Source organism: Arthrobacter sp. KBS0702 (genome assembly GCF_005937985.2).
Classification (GTDB): domain Bacteria; phylum Actinomycetota; class Actinomycetes; order Actinomycetales; family Micrococcaceae; genus Arthrobacter.
The window spans coordinates 122,111-138,971 of the sequence record NZ_CP042172.1 but is presented as its reverse complement, the minus strand read 5'-3'; the positions used below and the strand labels follow the sequence as shown (position 1 = coordinate 138,971).

The following is a 16,861-nucleotide window of genomic DNA, read 5'->3' as shown; positions in this document are numbered from 1 at the left end:
ATGATGGGTGCATGAATCCTGAAAAAGCCCTCCCCCGACGCTCCCTTCTGCTCGGTGCCGGCGCCCTGGGCGGCGGCGCGCTTGCCCTGTCCGCCTGCGCGGGTCCCGGCACGGGCACCCCCGCCTCCACCGCGGCGGCTGAGCCCTCCGTGCCGGCCGGCACCGCCGTCAGGATCGGCAAGCTCAGCGATGTCAAGGTGGGCGGCACCGCTACCGGGAAAGTGAACGGTAAGACGGTGGTGATTTTCCGGCCGGATGAAAAGACCGTCCTTGCTTATGACGCGGCCTGCACGCATGCCGGCTGCCCGGTGGCTCCCGACGGAGCGGACTTCGCCTGCCCCTGCCACGGCTCCTCGTTCAAGGGCTCCGACGGCAGCGTGGTCAACGGCCCGGCCAGGTCACCGCTCGCCAAACTGACGGCGGCGCTCGACGGCGAATGGATCACCGTCAGCGCCTGACGCTCCGCCACCGCGTGATGGCAGCAAAAGGCCCCGGCCGCCTCCTTGAAGGAAGCGGCCGGGGCCTTTGTCGTAGAGCCTGCGCGGCGGGCGCCTAGACGCTCGGAGCGATCTCCGGGATGCGCGGCTTGGCGTTGCCGGCGAAGGTGAACTTCGCGTCGTCGCCTTCGCCTTCCACGTCCACCACCACGATGTCGCCGGAGTGCAGCTCGCCGAAGAGGATCTTCTCGGAGAGCTGGTCCTCGATCTCGCGCTGGATGGTGCGGCGCAGCGGCCGGGCACCCATCGCCGGGTCGTAGCCGCGGGTCGCGAGGAGCACCTTGGCCGCGGGCGTGAGCTCGATGCCCATGTCCTTGTCCTTGAGGCGCTTCTCCAGGCGGGTGACGAACAGGTCGACGATCTCGATGATCTCGTCCTGGGTCAGCTGCGGGAACACCACCACGTCGTCGACACGGTTCAGGAACTCCGGGCGGAAGTGCTGCTTGAGCTCCTCCGTGACCCGGGCGCGCATCCGGTTGTAGCCGGTCTGCGTGTCAGTACCCGACTGGAAGCCGGTGGCAACGCTCTTGGAGATGTCCCTGGTGCCGAGGTTCGTGGTCATGATGATCACGGTGTTCTTGAAGTCCACCACGCGGCCCTGGGAGTCGGTCAGGCGGCCGTCTTCCAGGATCTGCAGCAGCGAGTTGAAGAGGTCGGCGTGCGCCTTCTCCACTTCGTCGAACAGGACCACGGAGAACGGACGACGCCGGACCTTCTCGGTCAGCTGGCCGCCCTCCTCGTAGCCCACGTAGCCCGGAGGGGCGCCGAAGAGCCGCGAGACGGTGTGCTTCTCCGAGTACTCGGACATGTCCAGGGTGATCAGCGCGTCTTCCTCGCCGAACAGGAACTCCGCGAGTGCCTTGGCCAGCTCGGTCTTGCCGACGCCGGTGGGCCCGGCAAAGATGAACGAGCCGCCCGGACGCTTCGGGTCCTTCAGGCCTGCACGGGTGCGGCGGATCGCCTGGGACAGGGCCTTGATGGCCTCGTTCTGGCCGACAACACGCTTGTGCAGTTCGTCTTCCATCTTCAGCAGGCGCGAGGATTCTTCCTCGGTCAGCTTGAAGACCGGGATGCCGGTGGAGTTCGCCAGCACCTCGGCGATGAGATCCTCATCCACCTCGGAGATGTCGTCCATGCCGCCGGTCTTCCACTGGCGTTCCTTCTCGGCGCGTTCGGCAATGAGCTTCTGCTCCTTGTCGCGCAACGCAGCGGCGCCTTCGAAGTCCTGCGCGTCGATCGCGGACTCCTTCTCCAGCTTCATGGCCGAAATCTTCTCGTCCATGACCTTGAGTTCCGGCGGAGCTGTCATCCGGCGGATCCGGAGCCGGGCACCGGCCTCGTCGATCAGGTCGATCGCCTTGTCCGGCAGGAAGCGGTCCGAGATGTAGCGTTCGGAGAGGCTGGCCGCCGAGGCGAGGGCGCCGTCGGTGATGGTGACGCGGTGGTGCGCCTCGTAGCGGTCACGCAGGCCCTTGAGGATCTCGATCGCGTCGGCGACGGAGGGCTCCTTGACCTGGATCGGCTGGAAGCGGCGCTCCAGGGCGGCGTCCTTCTCGATGTGCTTGCGGTACTCGTCCAGCGTGGTGGCACCGATGGTCTGCAGCTCGCCGCGGGCCAGCATGGGCTTCAGGATCGAGGCCGCATCGATGGCACCTTCGGCGGCACCGGCACCCACGAGGGTGTGGATCTCGTCGATGAAGAGGATGATGTCGCCGCGGGTGCGGATCTCCTTGAGGACCTTCTTCAGGCGCTCTTCGAAGTCACCGCGGTAGCGGGAGCCGGCCACGAGGGACCCGAGGTCCAAGGTGTACAGCTGCTTGTCCTTGATGGTCTCCGGCACGTCGCCGCGGACGATCGCCTGGGCCAGGCCCTCGACGACGGCGGTCTTGCCGACGCCGGGCTCGCCGATCAGCACCGGGTTGTTCTTGGTGCGGCGGGAGAGGACCTGCATTACGCGTTCCATTTCCTGCTCGCGCCCGATCACCGGGTCCAGCTTGTTTTCCCGCGCGGCCTGGGTCAGGTTCCGGCCGAACTGGTCGAGGACGACCGAGCCGGCGGGGGTGCCTTCGGCCTGGCCCGGGCCAACGCCTGCACCGGTGGTTTCCTTGCCCTGGTAGCCGGAGAGCAGCTGGATGACCTGCTGGCGGACGCGGTTCAGATCCGCTCCGAGCTTGACCAGCACCTGGGCAGCCACACCTTCACCCTCACGGATGAGGCCAAGCAGGATGTGCTCGGTGCCGATGTAGTTATGGCCCAGCTGCAGGGCTTCGCGCAGCGAGAGCTCCAGCACCTTCTTGGCGCGCGGGGTGAAGGGGATGTGGCCGGACGGGGCCTGCTGGCCCTGGCCGATGATCTCCTGCACCTGCTCGCGCACTCCGTCGAGCGAGATGCTCAAGGACTCGAGGGCTTTGGCGGCAACACCTTCACCCTCATGGATCAGGCCCAAGAGGATGTGTTCGGTGCCGATGTAATTGTGGTTCAGCATGCGTGCCTCTTCTTGGGCAAGCACAACTACGCGACGGGCACGGTCCGTAAATCGCTCAAACATTTTCGCCACACTCCTAGCTACGACGTACTTTGATGCTACGTGGCCGGGTTCGAGATTTGTGGCTTGTTCGCCACAGGGGAAAAACCGGGACGGGTCAGGGGCGCCACCGGAGCGCCACCGGAGCGCCCCGGCGCGGCCCGGACCGGCCCGGCCCGGGTGCGTGGACGCTGCTGCGCTCCCGCCCGGTTGCTGCTGCCGGTACCCTGGAGACACGGCGCGCCGCCGGCTTATCGCGGCATTTTCAGCCGGCAACCGGGCGGCAACGCACCGGCGCCGCCAGCACCGGCCGGCGCACACGAGAAAGCCCCCGCCCGAAGGCGGGGGCTTTCTCACTGTCAATTGCACCGCGGGGCCGCGTCCGGGACGCGGCTTCGAGGCTAGGAATTCGCCTTTTGGTACGCTTCCTGAATTTCAGCCTGGATGCGGCCGCGGCTGTTTACCGCATAGCCGTTGTCCCGGGCCCACTGCCGGATCTGCGCAGAGTCCTGATTGCGGCCACTGGAAACTTTAGTCCGGGTTGCCCGGCCGCTTGACGTCTTGCGTGCGTGGCCCACGTACCGCTCGAGTGCCGAGCGGAGTTCGGACGCGTTGCCGGACGACAGGTCAATTTCATAACTGACGCCGTCCAGGCCAAACCGGACAGTTTCGTCCGCGGATCCCCCATCCAGATCATCAACGAGGATGATTTTTACTTTCTGTGCCATAAAGACTCTCTTTTCAAAAGGATGAGTATTTAGAAAAGCAGGATGTATCTGTAAAAAGTATCCATCCTTTTATGGCCGCGAGTCAAAGTGAAAAAACCCTTCCAAAGAAAAACCACAGGAAGGAATAGTTGCTTTTAGCGCTGTTCGGGGGAATGCCCGTTTTCCGTGGCGGGATTCTGCTCCGGCCCGCGGGCGGCCGCCTCCGCCTGGGCGCGGGCCTCGGCCTGGCGCTCGGATTTGTCGGCGTTGAAGATGGCCTTCATGGCGAACCAGAAGAGGAGCCCGACCACCACGGACGGGAGCAGGACGGCGATGTACTCCATGATTAGTGACCCTCGGGCTTGAGCAGCGGGAAGAGAATGGTCTCCCTGATGCCGGCGCCGGTGAAGAGCATGACCAGCCGGTCGATGCCGAGGCCAATGCCGCCCATCGGCGGGGCGCCGTACTCGAGGGCGCGGAGGAAGTCCTCGTCCAGCTGCATGGCTTCGACGTCGCCCGCGGCCGAGCGGCGGGACTGCTCGGTGAGCCGTTCGCGCTGGATCACCGGGTCGATCAGTTCGGAGAACGCGGTGCCGCGCTCCATCCCGCCGATGATCAGGTCCCATGCCTCGATCAGCCGGTTGTCCTCGCGGTGGTGGCGGGCCAAGGGCTGGGCGGAGGGCGGGTAGTCGTAGACAAAGGTGGGGTTGAGCAGCGTCGGTTCGACCAGCTCGCCGAAGAGCTCGACCACGAGCTTCTCCGCGTCCCAGCCGGCGTCGACCTTGACCTCGTGCTTGGCGGCGATGGCCAGCAGCTCCGAGACGGGGGTCTCCGGGGTGATGTCCTGGCCCACGAAGTCGGAGAGGCCGGGGTACACGGCCATCCAGGCCCAGTCGCCGTCGAGGTTGATTTCGCCGGCCTCGGTCTGGAGCACGCGGCCCACACCGGCGGCGTCGGCGGCGTCGAGGATGATTTCCTTGATCCGGTCCGCCATGACGAACTGGTCCGCCCAGGCCTCGTAGCTCTCCAGGGTGGTGAATTCGGGGCTGTGCGTCGAGTCGACGCCCTCGTTGCGGAAGACGCGGCCCATGTCGTAGACGCGGTCGATCCCGCCGACGACGGTGCGCTTGAGGTACAGCTCGGTGGCGATGCGCAGCGTCATCTTCTGGTCGAAGGCGTTCATGTGCGTCTCGAAGGGGCGGGCAGTGGCGCCGCCGTGTACCAGCTGCAGCATGGGGGTTTCCACCTCGACGTAGCCCTGGCGGTGCAGGGTTTCGCGGATCGAGCGGGTGATCGCGGCGCGGGTGTAAACCATTTCGCGGGCCTCGTCGCGGACGATCAGGTCCACGTAGCGCTGGCGGACGCGGGTTTCCTCGTTCAGCTCGGCGTGCAGCACCGGGAGCGGCCGGAGCGCCTTGGACGCCATCGACCAGGACTCGGCCATCACGGAGAGCTCGCCGCGGCGGGAGGAGATCACCTCGCCCTTGATGAAGACGTGGTCGCCTAGGTCTACGAGGGCCTTCCAGTCCGCGAGCGCTTCCTCGCCGATGTTGGCCAGGCTGAGCATGACCTGCAGCCGGACGGCCTTCCCGTCCGTCCCGCCCTCCTGGAGGGTGGCGAAGCACAGCTTGCCGGTGTTGCGGATGAAGACGATGCGGCCGGTCACGCCGACGACGTCGCCGGTGGTCTCGTCGGCCACGAGGTGGGCGTACTTTTCGCGGATCTCCGTCAGCGAATGGGTGCGCTCGACTCCCACCGGGTACGCCTCGATGCCGCGTTCGATCAGCTTGGCGCGCTTCTCCATGCGGACCAGGGTCTGTTCGCTGGCGTCGGAGTGCTCGTGCGGGGCAGGGGTGTTTTGGGAAGTCACAATCCCCAAGTTTACCGGGCTTTCGGGAGCGGCCGGTGCGGGCGGGGCAGGAAGGGACCGGGAATAGACTCAAGCCTGTGGAGACGTGGAGGATTCGGACCGACGACGGCGAGGGGCACCTCGAGCTGAACACGTTCCGCCCCGCACCCGAAGCAGCTCCGGCGGCGGCGCGCCCCGCGGCCACGGGGCCATTGTCCGCGCCGGCTGAAGGCACGCCGGACCCGGCGGCGGGGACCGGCGTCGTCGTCGTGCATGGGACCTTGGTCACGGCTGCCCTGTACCGTCCGTTCGCCCGGAGCCTGACCCGGCTGCTGGGCCGCCCGGTGCACTGCTACAACCGCCGGGGCCGGGCCGGGTCCTCGCCGCAGCCTGCGGACTACTCGGCGGCGACCGAGGTGGCTGACCTGGCCACTGTGCTGCGGCAGACCGGGTCCACGGATGTGGTGGCGCACAGCTACGGCGGGTTTGTGGCGCTGCAGGCGGCACGGAGCGTGCCGCTCCGGCGCCTCGTCACTTACGACGCCGCGGTGTCCCTCGCCGGGAACCTCACCAGCCGCTGGCGGCCCGAGCTGGAGCGTTCGGTCGCGGCCGGGGAACTGGACAGGGCGTGGGCCCACCTGGTCCAGGGGCTGGAGACCGCGGGTCCGGTGTCAAAGCTGCCGCTCGGGGCCTTGCGCATGCTCAGCATCCTCTCGGCCCGGACCACGCTAGGCGCCGAGATGCGTGAGCTGCTGCCCACCGCCGTCGCGGAGATGCGGGCGGTGCTGGCCGCCGACGCCGAGCTCGCCGACTTCGCCTCGATCACGACGCCGACGCTGATGCTGACCGGGGGCTGGAGTCCGGACTACTTCGCCGACACCGGCCGCCAGCTCGCGGCGGCGGTGCCCGCGATCGAGTTCGCCGTGGTGCCCGGCCAGCTGCACGAGGGTCCGCTCCGGCCCGGAAACCGCCGGCTGGCGCTGATGGTGGCCAGGTTCCTGCTCGGCGCGGGCACTCAGGCGCGGCCCGGAATCAGGCGGCGGCTGCGGCTGGGACGCTGACTTCTGGCACTAGAATCGGGGGCGACGTATGTCGAAAGGAACCCTTTGGCCAAGCTCTACTTCCGTTACGGCGCGATGAACTCCGGCAAGTCGACGGGCCTGCTGCAGGCCGCGTTCAACTACGAGGAGCGCGGCCAGAGGGTTGTGCTCGCCAAGCCGGACATCGACACCAAGGGCGACGCCGACGTCGTGTCCCGGCTGGGCATGACGCGCTCGGTGGACTTCCTGATCCCCGCCGGCGCTTCCGCCCGGAAACTGTTCTCTGCGCACGCACACGGCGACGACCCGGACGCCCTGCTCCAGCACGTGGACACACCTCCCGTGGCCTGCCTGCTGGTGGACGAGGCCCAGTTCCTCGAGCCCGAGCAGGTGGACGACCTCTTCCGCATCGCCGTGCTCGACAACGTCCCCGTGCTCGCCTACGGCATCCGCACCGATTTCCGGACGCGTGCCTTCCCCGGATCGCTCCGGCTTCTTGAGATCGCGCACACCTTGGAGGAGCTCAAGACCATCTGCCGCTGCGGCCGCAAGGCCATCTTCAACACCCGCCGGATCGGCGACGAGGTGGTGTTCGACGGCGACCAGGTGGCGATCGACGGGCAGGACGCCTGGTACGAGTCGCTGTGCGGCTCCTGCTATCTCGAAATCTCCGGCGGCCGGCTGGGCTAACCCAAGGCGGCCCTGCTGTGCGGACCCCGGCGCCTCGGCTAGGCTCGGAGCATGACCCGCGAGAACATCAGAACCCCCGACGGCGGAACCCTCGAGCTTTTCAGCACGGGCGCGGATCTTGCCGCGGCGGGTTCCGGCGTCGTCGTCGTGCCCGCCTCGATGGTGACGGCCGCCGACTACACCCGTTTCGCGCAGAAGCTCAGCGCAGCCCTGGGCCGTCCGGTCCACACCTTCAATCGCCGCGGCCGCGGCTCGTCCTCCCCGCAGCCGGAGGACTACACGCTGGATGTGGACATCCGGGACCTGGATGCCGTGATGAAGCACACCGCGAGCACCGACGTCTTTGGCCACAGCTTCGGCGGCGCGGTGGCGCTGCATGCCGCACGCACCCTGCCGGTGGAGCGGCTGGCGGTGTACGACCCGGCCGTCTCGGTGAACCACAGCGTCACGGCGGACTGGACCCCCGAGTACGAGCGGCTGACGGCGGCGGGCGACGACGACCGCGCCCTCGCAGTGCTGGTCCGCGGCCTGGAGACCGGGAGCGCCCTGTCCCGGATGCCGCTGTCCATGCTCACGCTGGCGAACAAGCTCACCGCCGGCACGCCGGTCGGCAAGCAGTTGCGCGAGCTCATGCAGACCGGGGTGCGTGAAATCAAGGCGATCATCGCCGCCGACATGCCGGCGGAACCGTTCCTGGAGCTGCCGCTCGAGACGTTGATCATCGTGGGCGAGAAGAGCCCGGCGTACTTCGGCGTGGCCTGCGGGCAAATCCACGACGTGCTGTCCGGCTCCAGCTACACGATCCTCCCGGGCATGGGCCACGACGGTGTCAACAAGGCGCCGGACAAGCTCATCGACGAACTCAGCGAGTTCTTCGCCGGCTAGGTCCAGCGTCCCCTCCGGCCCGAACGTACACTTCGGGCCCGCGGCAGGGCCCGAACGGACACTTGGGGCCCGCAAGGAGGGCCCCAAGTGTCCGTTCGCGCTAAGAAGCGGGCGGGTCAGTGGGCTGCCGGACCCCCGGCACCTTCCGTTTTGCGCATCAGCATGGACAGCACGACGGCGGCGAGCGCTATGACCGCCGCGGTCAGGAACGCCGCGTGCATGCCGGCGACGATTCCGGCGCCGGCCGACACGACGGCGAAGATCGAAACCAGCAACGCGGTACCGGCCGCACCCGCGACCTGCTGCAGCGTGCTCAGGATGGCGGAACCGTGGGAATACAGGTGCGGCGGCAGCGGGTTCAGCCCCGTGGTGAAGGCCGGCGTGAACAGTAGCGCCAGGCCAAGGCTCAGGGCCACGTGCAGCGCGATGATCCAGCCCACCGGCGTCTGGGCATCCAGCGCGGAGAACTGCCAGAGAGCCAGCACCATCAGCACCGATCCGGTGACTGTCAGGGGCAGGGGTCCCACCCGGTCGAAGAGCCGGCCGATGACCGGGCCCAGCAGTCCCATCGCCAGACCACCCGGCAGCAGCGCGAGCCCGGTTTCCAGAGACTTGAGGCCGCGGACTTCCTGCAGGTACAGGGGCAGCAGGATCACGGCGCCGAACAGCGCAATCATCGCGACCACCAGCAGCAGCACGGACACGGTGAACATCCGGAAGTTGAAGGCGCGCAGGTCCAGCAGCGGCTCGTCGGACTTCTGCAGCCGGAGCTGGCGCAGGACAAAAGCCAGCAGCGCCACGACGCCGACGACGAGCGCCGCTACCGCCGGGGTGGCCGCCCCGCCGCTGCCGCCGATCTGGCTCAGCCCGTAGACGACACCGCCGAAGGCCGGGACGGTCAGCATAACGGAGAGCGCGTCGAGCCGGGTCTTCTCGTTTTCGCCGATGTTCCGCAGGAACCTGGCCCCGATGCCGAACGCGAGCAGGGCGATCGGCAGGACGAAGACGAACATGAAGCGCCAGGAAAAATTCTGCAGGATCAGCCCGGACACTGTAGGTCCCATCGCCGGCGCCACGGAGATCGCGATGCTGACGTTGCCCATCACGGCGCCGCGGCGGGAAATCGGGACGAGGGTGAGGATGGTGGTCATCAGGAGCGGCAGCATGATGGCGGTGCCGCCGGCCTGGATGATCCTGGCCAGCAGCAGGACCGCGAACCCCGGCGCGACGGCAGCCAGGAGGGTGCCCCCGGAGAAAAGCCCCATCGCCAGCATAAAGACGGCCCGGGTGGAGAGCCGCTGCAGGATGAAACCGGTGGTCGGAATGACCACGGCCATGGTCAGCATGAAGCCGGTCGAGAGCCACTGCACGGTGGGCGCGTCGACCCGCAGGTCCACCATCAGCCGCTGCAGGGCGACGTTCATGATGGTTTCGTTCAGGATCACCACGAAGGTGGCCGCCAGCAGCGTCGCGATGACGGTGACGGACTCCCGGGACAGCTTCTCCGGCCCCGCTGCCGGGGTTCCCCCGCGCTGCGCCGTCGCCAGGGCGGCGTCGTCGGTCCGGGGCTGCGGGGCCAGGCTGGCTTGGACGTTGGAAGGGGCATCTGCTGGCATCGGGATTCCCTCAGGGAGTCGAAGTGGATTCGGCGGGCATCGTCGCCACTACGGTTTCCAACCAGCCGTTTGCACCGGTAATTCCCGACTTGGGAAAACAACGCGGGGTCCGATCGGGCCCATATTGGGGCGCCGGACGGGCGCCAGGTGACCCCGCGTTGCCCGTTTAGGAGTTCAGCGGGACGTTATCGATCAGCCGCACCGGCCCGACCTTGGCCGCGATCAGCACCAGGCCCTCGCCCCGGAACGGTGTCTCGCGGCAGTTCTCGGCAAGCGGCTCCAAGGTGCGCGGATCCACGACGTCGAAGTAGTCCAGTTCCACGAGCGGCTGTGACTCCACAAGCGCCCGGGCCGACTCCAGGTCGAGCGGTTCGTGGGCGTTGGCCCGCTTCTCGACCAGCCGCAGGGCCCGGGACAGCACCAGGGCGGCCTCACGTTCCGCGGCGGACAGGAACCGGTTCCGGCTGGAGAGGGCCAGTCCGTCCGCGGACCGCACGATCGGCACCGGCACGATCTCCACCGGGAAGTTCAGGTCCGCCACCATCCGCTGGACCAGGGTCAGCTGCTGGGCGTCCTTTTGGCCGAAGTAGGCCCGGTAGGCGGCCTGTCCGGCACCGGGAAGCCCGTAGTGCAGCAGCTTCGCGACCACTGTCAGGGCGCCGTCGAAATGGCCCGGCCGGGACGCACCCTCCCATTTTTCCGCGAGCACGCCTGAGGTGATCCGGACCATGGGCTCCCCGCCGGGGTACACCTCCTCGACCGCGGGCGCGAAGGCCAGGTCCACCCCTTGGGCGTCGAGCAGTGCCAGGTCCGCCTCCAGGGTCCGCGGGTAGCGCTCAAGGTCCACGGCCTCGCCGAACTGCAGCGGGTTGACGAAGATGCTGGCCACCACGACGTCGTTCTGCTCGACGGCGGTGCGCGCCAGCCGTGCATGTCCCTCGTGCAGGGCGCCCATCGTGGGCACCAGCCCCTGCGAGGTGCCGCGTTTTTCGGTGAGCAGGCGCGCGCTTTCGGCGCGGAGCTGGGCAGCCGTGGTTACGAGCTGGATGGCCATCTCAGGGTCCTTCCTCAGGGTGCGGGCCGTCGGTACCGGGGCCCTTGAGCGCCTGCCGAATGCCGTCGATTTGCTCCGGCCTTAGCAGCCCGCGGCTGCCGGCACGGCGGGCCGTCGCCCGGGCCATCGCCAGGTAGGCGTCCAGAATATCGCCCGAGCCGCCGCCGAGTTCCCGCAGGGCCTCGGTGTGCGCGGCGACGGTCCCCACGTCCCCGCGCGCCACAGGCCCGGTCAACGCCGACTCCCCCGACGCGAGGGCATTCTCCAGGGTGGCGCGCAGCAGGGGACCCAGCATCCGTTCCGGGGCGTCGACGCCGACGTCGCGCAGCAGCTCGGAGGCCTGCGCCACGAGGGTGACGAGGTGGTTTGAGCCGTGGGCCAGGGCGGCGTGGTACAGCGTGCGGTCCCCCTCGGCGATCGCGACCGGCTCGGCGCCCATCTCCACCACGAGCGCCTGCGCGATCGGCAGCATGGCCGGGTCGGCCGTCACGCCGAAACTGCAGTCCAGCAGCCGGGTCAGGTCCAGGCTCATGCCGGTGAAGGTCATGGCGGGGTGCAGCGCCAGCGGGATGGCCCCCGCCGCACGGACCGGGTGCAGGATTCCGACGCCGAAACGCCCCGAGGTGTGGGCCACGAGCTGGCCGGGCTGCCAGGCCCCGAGCTTCGCGAGTCCCTCCACGAGGGGGCCGAGGGCGTCGTCCGGGACCGCCAGCAGCACCAGTTCGGCGCGCTCCACGATGTCCTGCACCTCGAGGATGGGGACGCCGGGCAGCAGTGTTTCGGCACGGTCGCGGCTGGCGTCCGACACGGCGGAGACCCCGACGACGGCATGTTCCGCGGCGCGCAGTGCGGCCCCGAGGACGGCGCCCACCTTGCCGGCTCCAATGATTCCGACGCCGAGGCGTCCTGGCTTAGCCATGCTGCGGCCCTTCCTGTGGTGCGGGTTCGAGGGGTGAGGTCCGGGCGAGCCAGTGTTCGCTGGTCTGCCGTTTCCGTGCCGTCCGGGCGCGGGCCGCCTGCGCGTCGAGCAGGGCGCGGCCCTCGTCCAGGCCGGCCTGGACCAGCCGCGGCGCCACCGGACCGGCGGTAGTGTGCAGGACCAGGTCCGCGACCCTGAAGCGCCGGGCCACCGGGCCCTGCTGCAGCGCCATCGACTGGGTGCGCTGGTGCGGGACCAGCACGAGCTGGCGCCACCAGCGGCCGGAGCGGATCAGCAGGGCGGTGTCAGTGGCGGCAAAGCCGTTGCGCCGCCAGCCCAGTGGGGCGAGCAGGCGCGCCCGCCGCGGGGTGGTGACGAAGCCGCCGTCGTCCGAGGCTGCCGCACCGCCGGCGGCCGGCGCGAGTCCGTGCAGTCCGGCGGTGAAGATACGCACGGGGTCCGGGGTGCCGGGATCGGGCAGGACCAGCGAGAGCATGGTGAGCACCTCCGCGAGCGTCCCCACCGGCAGCAGGGTGGTCCGGGAGGAACCCTCGCCGTTGCTGCCCGCCGTCCCGTAGCCGGCCACGTTGACCTGCATCCGGTACCAGCCGAAGATGCGCCACAACGGCGGTTGGCTGACGCGCAGGGCCTGGATCCGTCCCGGCGGCAGGGTCTGGGCCTGGGTGTCGAGCAGGCCGTAGTGGAGCCGGATGCCGTCCGCGGAGATGGCGGCGGTGAAGTTGTAGCCCTTGTTGAAGGAGTTCCAGTAGGCGGCGACCAGGCCCAGGCCGGCGGGGATCAGGTAGAAGTAGAAACTGCGGCTCTCGGTCACGGCGGAGAGCACCACGGAGGCGACCGCGCCGAGGACGATGACGACGCTCTGTTCGCTCAGTACCAGGGATCCGGCGAGGCGGCCCGGCGGAACGGTCAGCACCGTATGTTCCGGGGCCTCCACGGCGGCCGGCCGCACGTGCCCGGATTGGGCGGGCCGGCCCGGCTCACCGGGCTGACCCTGTTGCCCGGTTCCGGGTGGCGCGGTCACGTCGGCAGCACCGGAGGCACTGGCAAGGATGGTCGCGCGGAGACGGCGGGCCTCGTCGGCGCGCAGGTAGGCCAGGTGCACCGCCGACTGCCCGGCGTCGGCCACCTCGAACCTGAGCTCCGCGAGTCCGAAGATCCGGGCGAGCAGGGGCTGCACGACGTCGATCGCCTGGACCCGGTCCAGCCTCGCTTGCCGCTGCTGCTTGAACAGGAACCCGGTGTTGACGCGCACATAGCCGTCCGCCACCTGGTAGCGGGTGAAATACCAGCTCAGCACAAAGCCGAGCACGGTCAGCAGCAGCACCGTGCCGCCACCCAGCAGCAGCCAGGGCGCCCGCCCAGCGAGCCGCTCGTCAAAGACCGGGGCGCCCTGGAGCAGTCGTTCGACGGAGTCGCGGCCAAAGAAGAAGAACAGTGCGGCCAACGCCACCCAGCCCCGGACAAAGGGCGACGCCGGGTGGACGCGCTGCCAGCCGTCCCCGCTGCCGGTCACAGTCCGGCCAGCCGGGCCTCGCCGCGGGCGGAGAGCTGTTCGCGCAGCCGCGCTCCTTCCCCGGCGGGCAGGCCGGGGATCTCCGCGCTGGTCCCCGCCGAAGCGGTGTGGAGCTTGACGGTGCACAGGCCCAGGCCGCGTTCCACCGGCCCGGCGCCGATGTCGACGTACTGCATCCGCCCGTAAGGCACCACGAGGGTGCGCTGGAAGAAGATTCCGCGGCGGATCAGCAGGTCATCCTCGCGTTCGGCGTAGCCGATGGACCGGACCTGGCGCGGTATCAGCACCAGGCGCCAGAGGGCCAGCAGGAAGGCTGCGGCGGGGACGGCTACGGCGAGCCACAGCGGCGGCCACGCCCACGCACCGGTCAGGACCAGCACAAGCGGCAGGCACAGCACCGCGACGGCGACGAGGTTCGCCAGCGCCCAGCCGACGACCCGCACCGTGACGTACTTCGGTGAGACCCGCAACCATGCCACGCCCGGCGGGTCAATCGCCTCGGTACGCATACTCGCCTTCCGCCTTCGGTTTGCCGCGCTTCCCCTGCAACCCCGGGGTCCCCTCGGCGTCGCCGTCCTCGGGCGGAATACGGCAGAACCGCTCCACCACCAGGCCCACCACAATCATGGCGAGGCCGCCGCCGGCCATGACGAGCGTCTGCCAGGTAATGGCCTGCCCGCTGCGCACATTCCACAGCCGCAACTGGTCCAGGAAGATCCCGGCGTGCCAGCCCAGCAGCATGGCGCCGGTGTAGGCGCAGGCCTGGGCGAGGACCAGGGTCCAGGCGGCGAGGATCGGGTTGAGCATTTTCTTCTTCTTGCCGTTGCGCCAGCGCAGCACACGGATCCCGAGGACCAGGGTGAGGACCACGATCACGCCCATGGTGACCAGGCCGGTCAGCGGCAGCACCGGGGTCGCCAGGCTGTAGCGGCTGGCCAGCAGGGTGGCGAACCAGCCCGCGGCGGCGAGTCCGACGCCGATCACGAGCAGCACGAGGGGGTTGGTCAGCTTCACGGAGCCTCCACCGCTCCCGCCCCGGTCGCGCCGCTGAGGTCTTCGAAGCCGTCGAAGGGCACGAGGTCCGGGAAATCGGCAGCCCTGGCGGCCAGCTCGCCCACGCGTTCGCCGTTGAGCTCGGCGGCGGGGTCGATCAGGGACCACGGGTACAGCACGAAGGCGCGTTCCGCGGCCCGCGGGTGCGGGAGGGTGAGCTCAGGGTCGGAGCTCACCAGGTCACCGTAGGTGATGATGTCAACGTCGAGGGTGCGCGGGCCCCAGCGGACCTCGCGGACCCGCAGGTGCTTCTGCTCCACCGCGTGGCAGTGCCGCAGCAGCTCCTCCGGGGACAGTGAGGTCTCCACGGCGATCACCATGTTCAGGAAATCCGGCTGGTTGGCGGGGCCGCCCACGGCCTTCGTTTGCACGATCGGCGAAATGGCCAACAGCCGCACTTCCGGCGGGTCGACAAGGTCGGCTACCGCCGCGGAAAGGGTGTCGTTGCGGGCCCCCAGGTTGCTGCCAAGGGCAATCACGGCCCGCGTGTAGGCGGCGGCCTGGGCGCTCATTGCCGGTCCCGGTGCACGCTGACGGACACATCGCCGAAGTCGACCTCGATCGGGGCCTGGGGTTTGTGCACCGTGATGTCCACGGCCGCCACCGGGAAGCGCCGCAACACATCCTCCGCGATCCGGACGGCGAGGGCCTCGATCAGGTTCAGCGGCGTGCCGGTGATCCAGCCGCGGATGCAGCCGGCCACCTCGCCGTAATGCGCTGTGTCCAGGACGTCGTCGGACGCCGCGGCCTTGCTGAAGTCCAGGTGCAGCACCGCGTCGACGACGAACGGCTGCCCGTCCCGGCGTTCGAAGTCGAACACCCCGTGGTGCCCGATGGCGGTGACACCGCTGAGCGTGATCCGGTCCATGGCTGCCGGTCAGCCGTTGCCGGGCGCGGCGGGGACCGGCGACGGGCCGGCCGCCGGGGCGATGCGGGCGGCGACCTTGACGGCGTCAAGGCTGGGGCCGACGTCGTGCACGCGGACGGCCCAGGCGCCGCGGAAGGCGCTGATGGCGGTCACGGCGGCGGTGGCCGCGTCCCGCTCCTGCGGCGGGGCGGACTTGCCGGCGACGGTCAGCAGGCTGCCCAGGAAGCGTTTCCGGGACGCCGCGACGAGGACCTTGTGCCCCATGGCCTGCAGCACGTCCAGGTCCTGCAGCAGTTCCCAGTTCTGCGCCTCGTTCTTGGCGAAGCCCAGGCCGGGATCAACGATGATCTGCTCCGGGGTGGCGCCGGCAGCGTAGAGCTTGTCACGGACGCCGGCGAGTTCGGCGGCGACGTCGCGGGCCACGTCACGGTAGTCGGTCAGCGAGTCCATGGTGCTGGCGTCGCCGCGGCGGTGCGTGAGGATGTAGGGCGCCTTGCTGCGCGCCACGAGCTCGATCATCTCAGGCTCGATCGTGAGGCCGGAGACGTCGTTGATGATCGTGGCCCCCGCTGCCAGCGCCGCCTCGGCGGTGGCGGCATGCGTGGTGTCGATGCTGACCAGCGCGCCGGCCTTGACCAGGGCCTCGATCACCGGCAGCACCCGGCGCTGCTCCTCCGCGACGCTGACTTCGGCGGCGCCGGGGCGGGTGGATTCGCCGCCGACGTCGATGATGTCCGCGCCTGCGTAAAACATCCGCAGGCCGGCGGCGACGGCGGTGTCCGACGTCGCGTGCTTGCCGCCGTCGCTGAACGAATCCGGGGTGACGTTCAGGATCCCCATCACGAGCGTCCGGTCCGTGGGCAGGTCCTTGAAGCTCGCGGCCGGGCGCGGCTTGCGCAGCACGGGCAGCGGCGAGGTGGCAGGTCCGGTTCCGGGGGCTGCGGCGAGGGTGTCCATAGTGCTTTTCTTACCTTCCGAGGATGAGGCTCATGGCTTCGGCGCGGGTGGCCGGGTCATGCAGTTGCCCGCGAACCGCACTGGTGACGGTCCTCGCGCCGGGCTTGCGGATGCCGCGCATGGACATGCACAGGTGTTCGCATTCGATCACGACGATCGCGCCGCGCGGCTTCAGGTGTGTGGTCAGAGCCTCGACGATCTGGGTGGTGAGGCGTTCCTGGACCTGCGGGCGGCGGGCGAACATGTCCACCAGCCGGGCCAGCTTGCTCAGCCCGGTGACCTTGCCGTCGTGCGAGGGGATGTAGCCGACGTGGGCCACCCCGTGGAACGGCACCAGGTGGTGCTCGCAGGTCGAGTAGAACGGGATGTCCTTGACCAGGACCAGTTCCTCGTGGTCCAGGTCAAAGGTGGTCGCGAGGATCTCCGCCGGGTCGTGGTGCAGGCCGGCGAACATCTCCGCGTAGGCCTTGGCCACCCGCTTCGGGGTGTCCAGCAGGCCGCTGCGGTCCGGGTCTTCGCCGATGGCGAGCAGGATCTCGCGGACCGCCGCCTGGATCCGCGGGCGGTCGACCTTGGTGCCGTCCCGGCCGTCGGCCGCCGCCCCGTCCGAGGGGAGGGGGGCGGCGGTGGCGGGAACGTCGTCGTCGTCGAAGTAGGAAGTCACAGAA

Annotated in this window: 18 protein-coding genes; 4 read left to right on the top strand and 14 right to left on the bottom strand. The window is 69.2% G+C overall.

The genetic code is table 11. From position 1 onward, the window contains the following. The first annotated feature begins 11 nt into the window (after nucleotides 1-11). Nucleotides 12-458 (top strand): ubiquinol-cytochrome c reductase iron-sulfur subunit, encoded by a 447-nt coding sequence (locus tag FFF93_RS00680; RefSeq protein ID WP_138767783.1) that lies wholly within the window; start codon nucleotides 12-14, stop codon nucleotides 456-458. Between the two features lie 94 nt (nucleotides 459-552). Here the strand turns inward: FFF93_RS00680 and FFF93_RS00675 are convergent, their stop codons facing one another. The 4 genes from FFF93_RS00675 to lysS all read right to left on the bottom strand — a co-directional run bounded on the left by FFF93_RS00675 (nucleotide 553) and on the right by lysS (nucleotide 5,598). Further along, nucleotides 553-3,045 (bottom strand): ATP-dependent Clp protease ATP-binding subunit, encoded by a 2,493-nt coding sequence (locus tag FFF93_RS00675; protein ID WP_138767784.1) that lies wholly within the window; start codon nucleotides 3,043-3,045, stop codon nucleotides 553-555. A 377-nt stretch (nucleotides 3,046-3,422) separates the two neighbouring features. Continuing rightward, nucleotides 3,423-3,749 carry an Lsr2 family protein gene (locus FFF93_RS00670; protein ID WP_138767785.1) on the bottom strand — a complete coding sequence of 109 codons (327 nt, stop codon included), beginning with the start codon at nucleotides 3,747-3,749 and terminating at the stop codon, nucleotides 3,423-3,425. Between the two features lie 134 nt (nucleotides 3,750-3,883). After that, the gene (locus FFF93_RS00665) at nucleotides 3,884-4,072 is read right to left on the bottom strand and encodes a hypothetical protein (protein WP_138767786.1); all 189 of its coding nucleotides are present in this window, start codon (nucleotides 4,070-4,072) and stop codon (nucleotides 3,884-3,886) included. Between the two features lie 2 nt (nucleotides 4,073-4,074). After that, a complete protein-coding gene (gene lysS, locus FFF93_RS00660) occupies nucleotides 4,075-5,598 on the bottom strand; it encodes a lysine--tRNA ligase (protein ID WP_138767787.1) in 1,524 nt (507 codons plus the stop codon). Nucleotides 5,599-5,675: 77 nt separating this feature from the next. Here lysS and FFF93_RS00655 point away from each other — a divergent pair, with 77 nt between their 5' ends. Genes FFF93_RS00655 through FFF93_RS00645 form a run of 3 tightly spaced genes read left to right on the top strand, consistent with a single transcriptional unit; the run spans nucleotide 5,676 to nucleotide 8,192 of the window. Further along, nucleotides 5,676-6,638 (top strand): alpha/beta fold hydrolase, encoded by a 963-nt coding sequence (locus tag FFF93_RS00655; RefSeq protein WP_138767788.1) that lies wholly within the window; start codon nucleotides 5,676-5,678, stop codon nucleotides 6,636-6,638. 45 nt (nucleotides 6,639-6,683) lie between these two features. Then, nucleotides 6,684-7,307 (top strand): thymidine kinase, encoded by a 624-nt coding sequence (locus FFF93_RS00650; protein ID WP_138767789.1) that lies wholly within the window; start codon nucleotides 6,684-6,686, stop codon nucleotides 7,305-7,307. A gap of 51 nt (nucleotides 7,308-7,358) precedes the next feature. After that, a complete protein-coding gene (locus tag FFF93_RS00645; protein WP_138767790.1) occupies nucleotides 7,359-8,192 on the top strand; it encodes an alpha/beta fold hydrolase in 834 nt (277 codons plus the stop codon). 116 nt (nucleotides 8,193-8,308) lie between these two features. Here the strand turns inward: FFF93_RS00645 and FFF93_RS00640 are convergent, their stop codons facing one another. From FFF93_RS00640 to folE, 10 genes are all read right to left on the bottom strand, one after another. Continuing rightward, nucleotides 8,309-9,808 (bottom strand): MDR family MFS transporter, encoded by a 1,500-nt coding sequence (locus FFF93_RS00640; RefSeq protein WP_138767791.1) that lies wholly within the window; start codon nucleotides 9,806-9,808, stop codon nucleotides 8,309-8,311. A 166-nt stretch (nucleotides 9,809-9,974) separates the two neighbouring features. Then, on the bottom strand, nucleotides 9,975-10,862 hold the full coding sequence (gene panC / locus FFF93_RS00635; RefSeq protein ID WP_138767792.1) for a pantoate--beta-alanine ligase: 888 nt from the start codon (nucleotides 10,860-10,862) through the stop codon (nucleotides 9,975-9,977). 1 nt (nucleotide 10,863) lies between these two features. Next, on the bottom strand, nucleotides 10,864-11,781 hold the full coding sequence (locus tag FFF93_RS00630; protein ID WP_138767793.1) for a Rossmann-like and DUF2520 domain-containing protein: 918 nt from the start codon (nucleotides 11,779-11,781) through the stop codon (nucleotides 10,864-10,866). Continuing rightward, nucleotides 11,774-13,315 (bottom strand): PH domain-containing protein, encoded by a 1,542-nt coding sequence (locus tag FFF93_RS00625; protein WP_138767794.1) that lies wholly within the window; start codon nucleotides 13,313-13,315, stop codon nucleotides 11,774-11,776. The genes FFF93_RS00630 and FFF93_RS00625 overlap by 8 nt, the downstream gene beginning before the upstream one ends. Beyond that, complete coding sequence (locus tag FFF93_RS00620; RefSeq protein WP_138767795.1) at nucleotides 13,312-13,824, bottom strand: PH domain-containing protein; 513 nt, start codon at nucleotides 13,822-13,824, stop codon at nucleotides 13,312-13,314. The genes FFF93_RS00625 and FFF93_RS00620 overlap by 4 nt, the downstream gene beginning before the upstream one ends. After that, a complete protein-coding gene (locus FFF93_RS00615) occupies nucleotides 13,805-14,329 on the bottom strand; it encodes a DUF3180 domain-containing protein (protein WP_138767796.1) in 525 nt (174 codons plus the stop codon). The genes FFF93_RS00620 and FFF93_RS00615 overlap by 20 nt, the downstream gene beginning before the upstream one ends. Further along, nucleotides 14,326-14,880, bottom strand: coding sequence for a 2-amino-4-hydroxy-6-hydroxymethyldihydropteridine diphosphokinase (folK, locus tag FFF93_RS00610; protein WP_138767797.1), 555 nt, complete (start codon nucleotides 14,878-14,880; stop codon nucleotides 14,326-14,328). The genes FFF93_RS00615 and folK overlap by 4 nt, the downstream gene beginning before the upstream one ends. Further along, complete coding sequence (gene folB, locus FFF93_RS00605; protein ID WP_138767798.1) at nucleotides 14,877-15,236, bottom strand: dihydroneopterin aldolase; 360 nt, start codon at nucleotides 15,234-15,236, stop codon at nucleotides 14,877-14,879. Before folB ends, folK begins: the two co-directional genes overlap by 4 nt. Nucleotides 15,237-15,245: 9 nt before the next feature. Beyond that, nucleotides 15,246-16,193 carry a dihydropteroate synthase gene (gene folP, locus FFF93_RS00600; protein ID WP_138767799.1) on the bottom strand — a complete coding sequence of 316 codons (948 nt, stop codon included), beginning with the start codon at nucleotides 16,191-16,193 and terminating at the stop codon, nucleotides 15,246-15,248. Between the two features lie 10 nt (nucleotides 16,194-16,203). Next, the gene (gene folE, locus FFF93_RS00595; protein WP_138767800.1) at nucleotides 16,204-16,857 is read right to left on the bottom strand and encodes a GTP cyclohydrolase I FolE; all 654 of its coding nucleotides are present in this window, start codon (nucleotides 16,855-16,857) and stop codon (nucleotides 16,204-16,206) included. Nucleotides 16,858-16,861: the final 4 nt, after the last annotated feature.

Coding starts and splice junctions, on each gene's coding strand:
- FFF93_RS00640 (WP_138767791.1), bottom strand. CDS start 9,808: ATGCCAGCAGATGCCCCTTCCAACGTCCAAGCCAGCCTGGCCCCGCAG.
- FFF93_RS00680 (WP_138767783.1), top strand. CDS start 12: ATGAATCCTGAAAAAGCCCTCCCCCGACGCTCCCTTCTGCTCGGTGCC.
- FFF93_RS00630 (WP_138767793.1), bottom strand. CDS start 11,781: ATGGCTAAGCCAGGACGCCTCGGCGTCGGAATCATTGGAGCCGGCAAG.
- folK (WP_138767797.1), bottom strand. CDS start 14,880: ATGAGCGCCCAGGCCGCCGCCTACACGCGGGCCGTGATTGCCCTTGGC.
- folB (WP_138767798.1), bottom strand. CDS start 15,236: ATGGACCGGATCACGCTCAGCGGTGTCACCGCCATCGGGCACCACGGG.
- FFF93_RS00620 (WP_138767795.1), bottom strand. CDS start 13,824: ATGCGTACCGAGGCGATTGACCCGCCGGGCGTGGCATGGTTGCGGGTC.
- FFF93_RS00670 (WP_138767785.1), bottom strand. CDS start 3,749: ATGGCACAGAAAGTAAAAATCATCCTCGTTGATGATCTGGATGGGGGA.
- panC (WP_138767792.1), bottom strand. CDS start 10,862: ATGGCCATCCAGCTCGTAACCACGGCTGCCCAGCTCCGCGCCGAAAGC.
- folP (WP_138767799.1), bottom strand. CDS start 16,193: ATGGACACCCTCGCCGCAGCCCCCGGAACCGGACCTGCCACCTCGCCG.
- FFF93_RS00645 (WP_138767790.1), top strand. CDS start 7,359: ATGACCCGCGAGAACATCAGAACCCCCGACGGCGGAACCCTCGAGCTT.
- FFF93_RS00675 (WP_138767784.1), bottom strand. CDS start 3,045: ATGTTTGAGCGATTTACGGACCGTGCCCGTCGCGTAGTTGTGCTTGCC.
- FFF93_RS00665 (WP_138767786.1), bottom strand. CDS start 4,072: ATGGAGTACATCGCCGTCCTGCTCCCGTCCGTGGTGGTCGGGCTCCTC.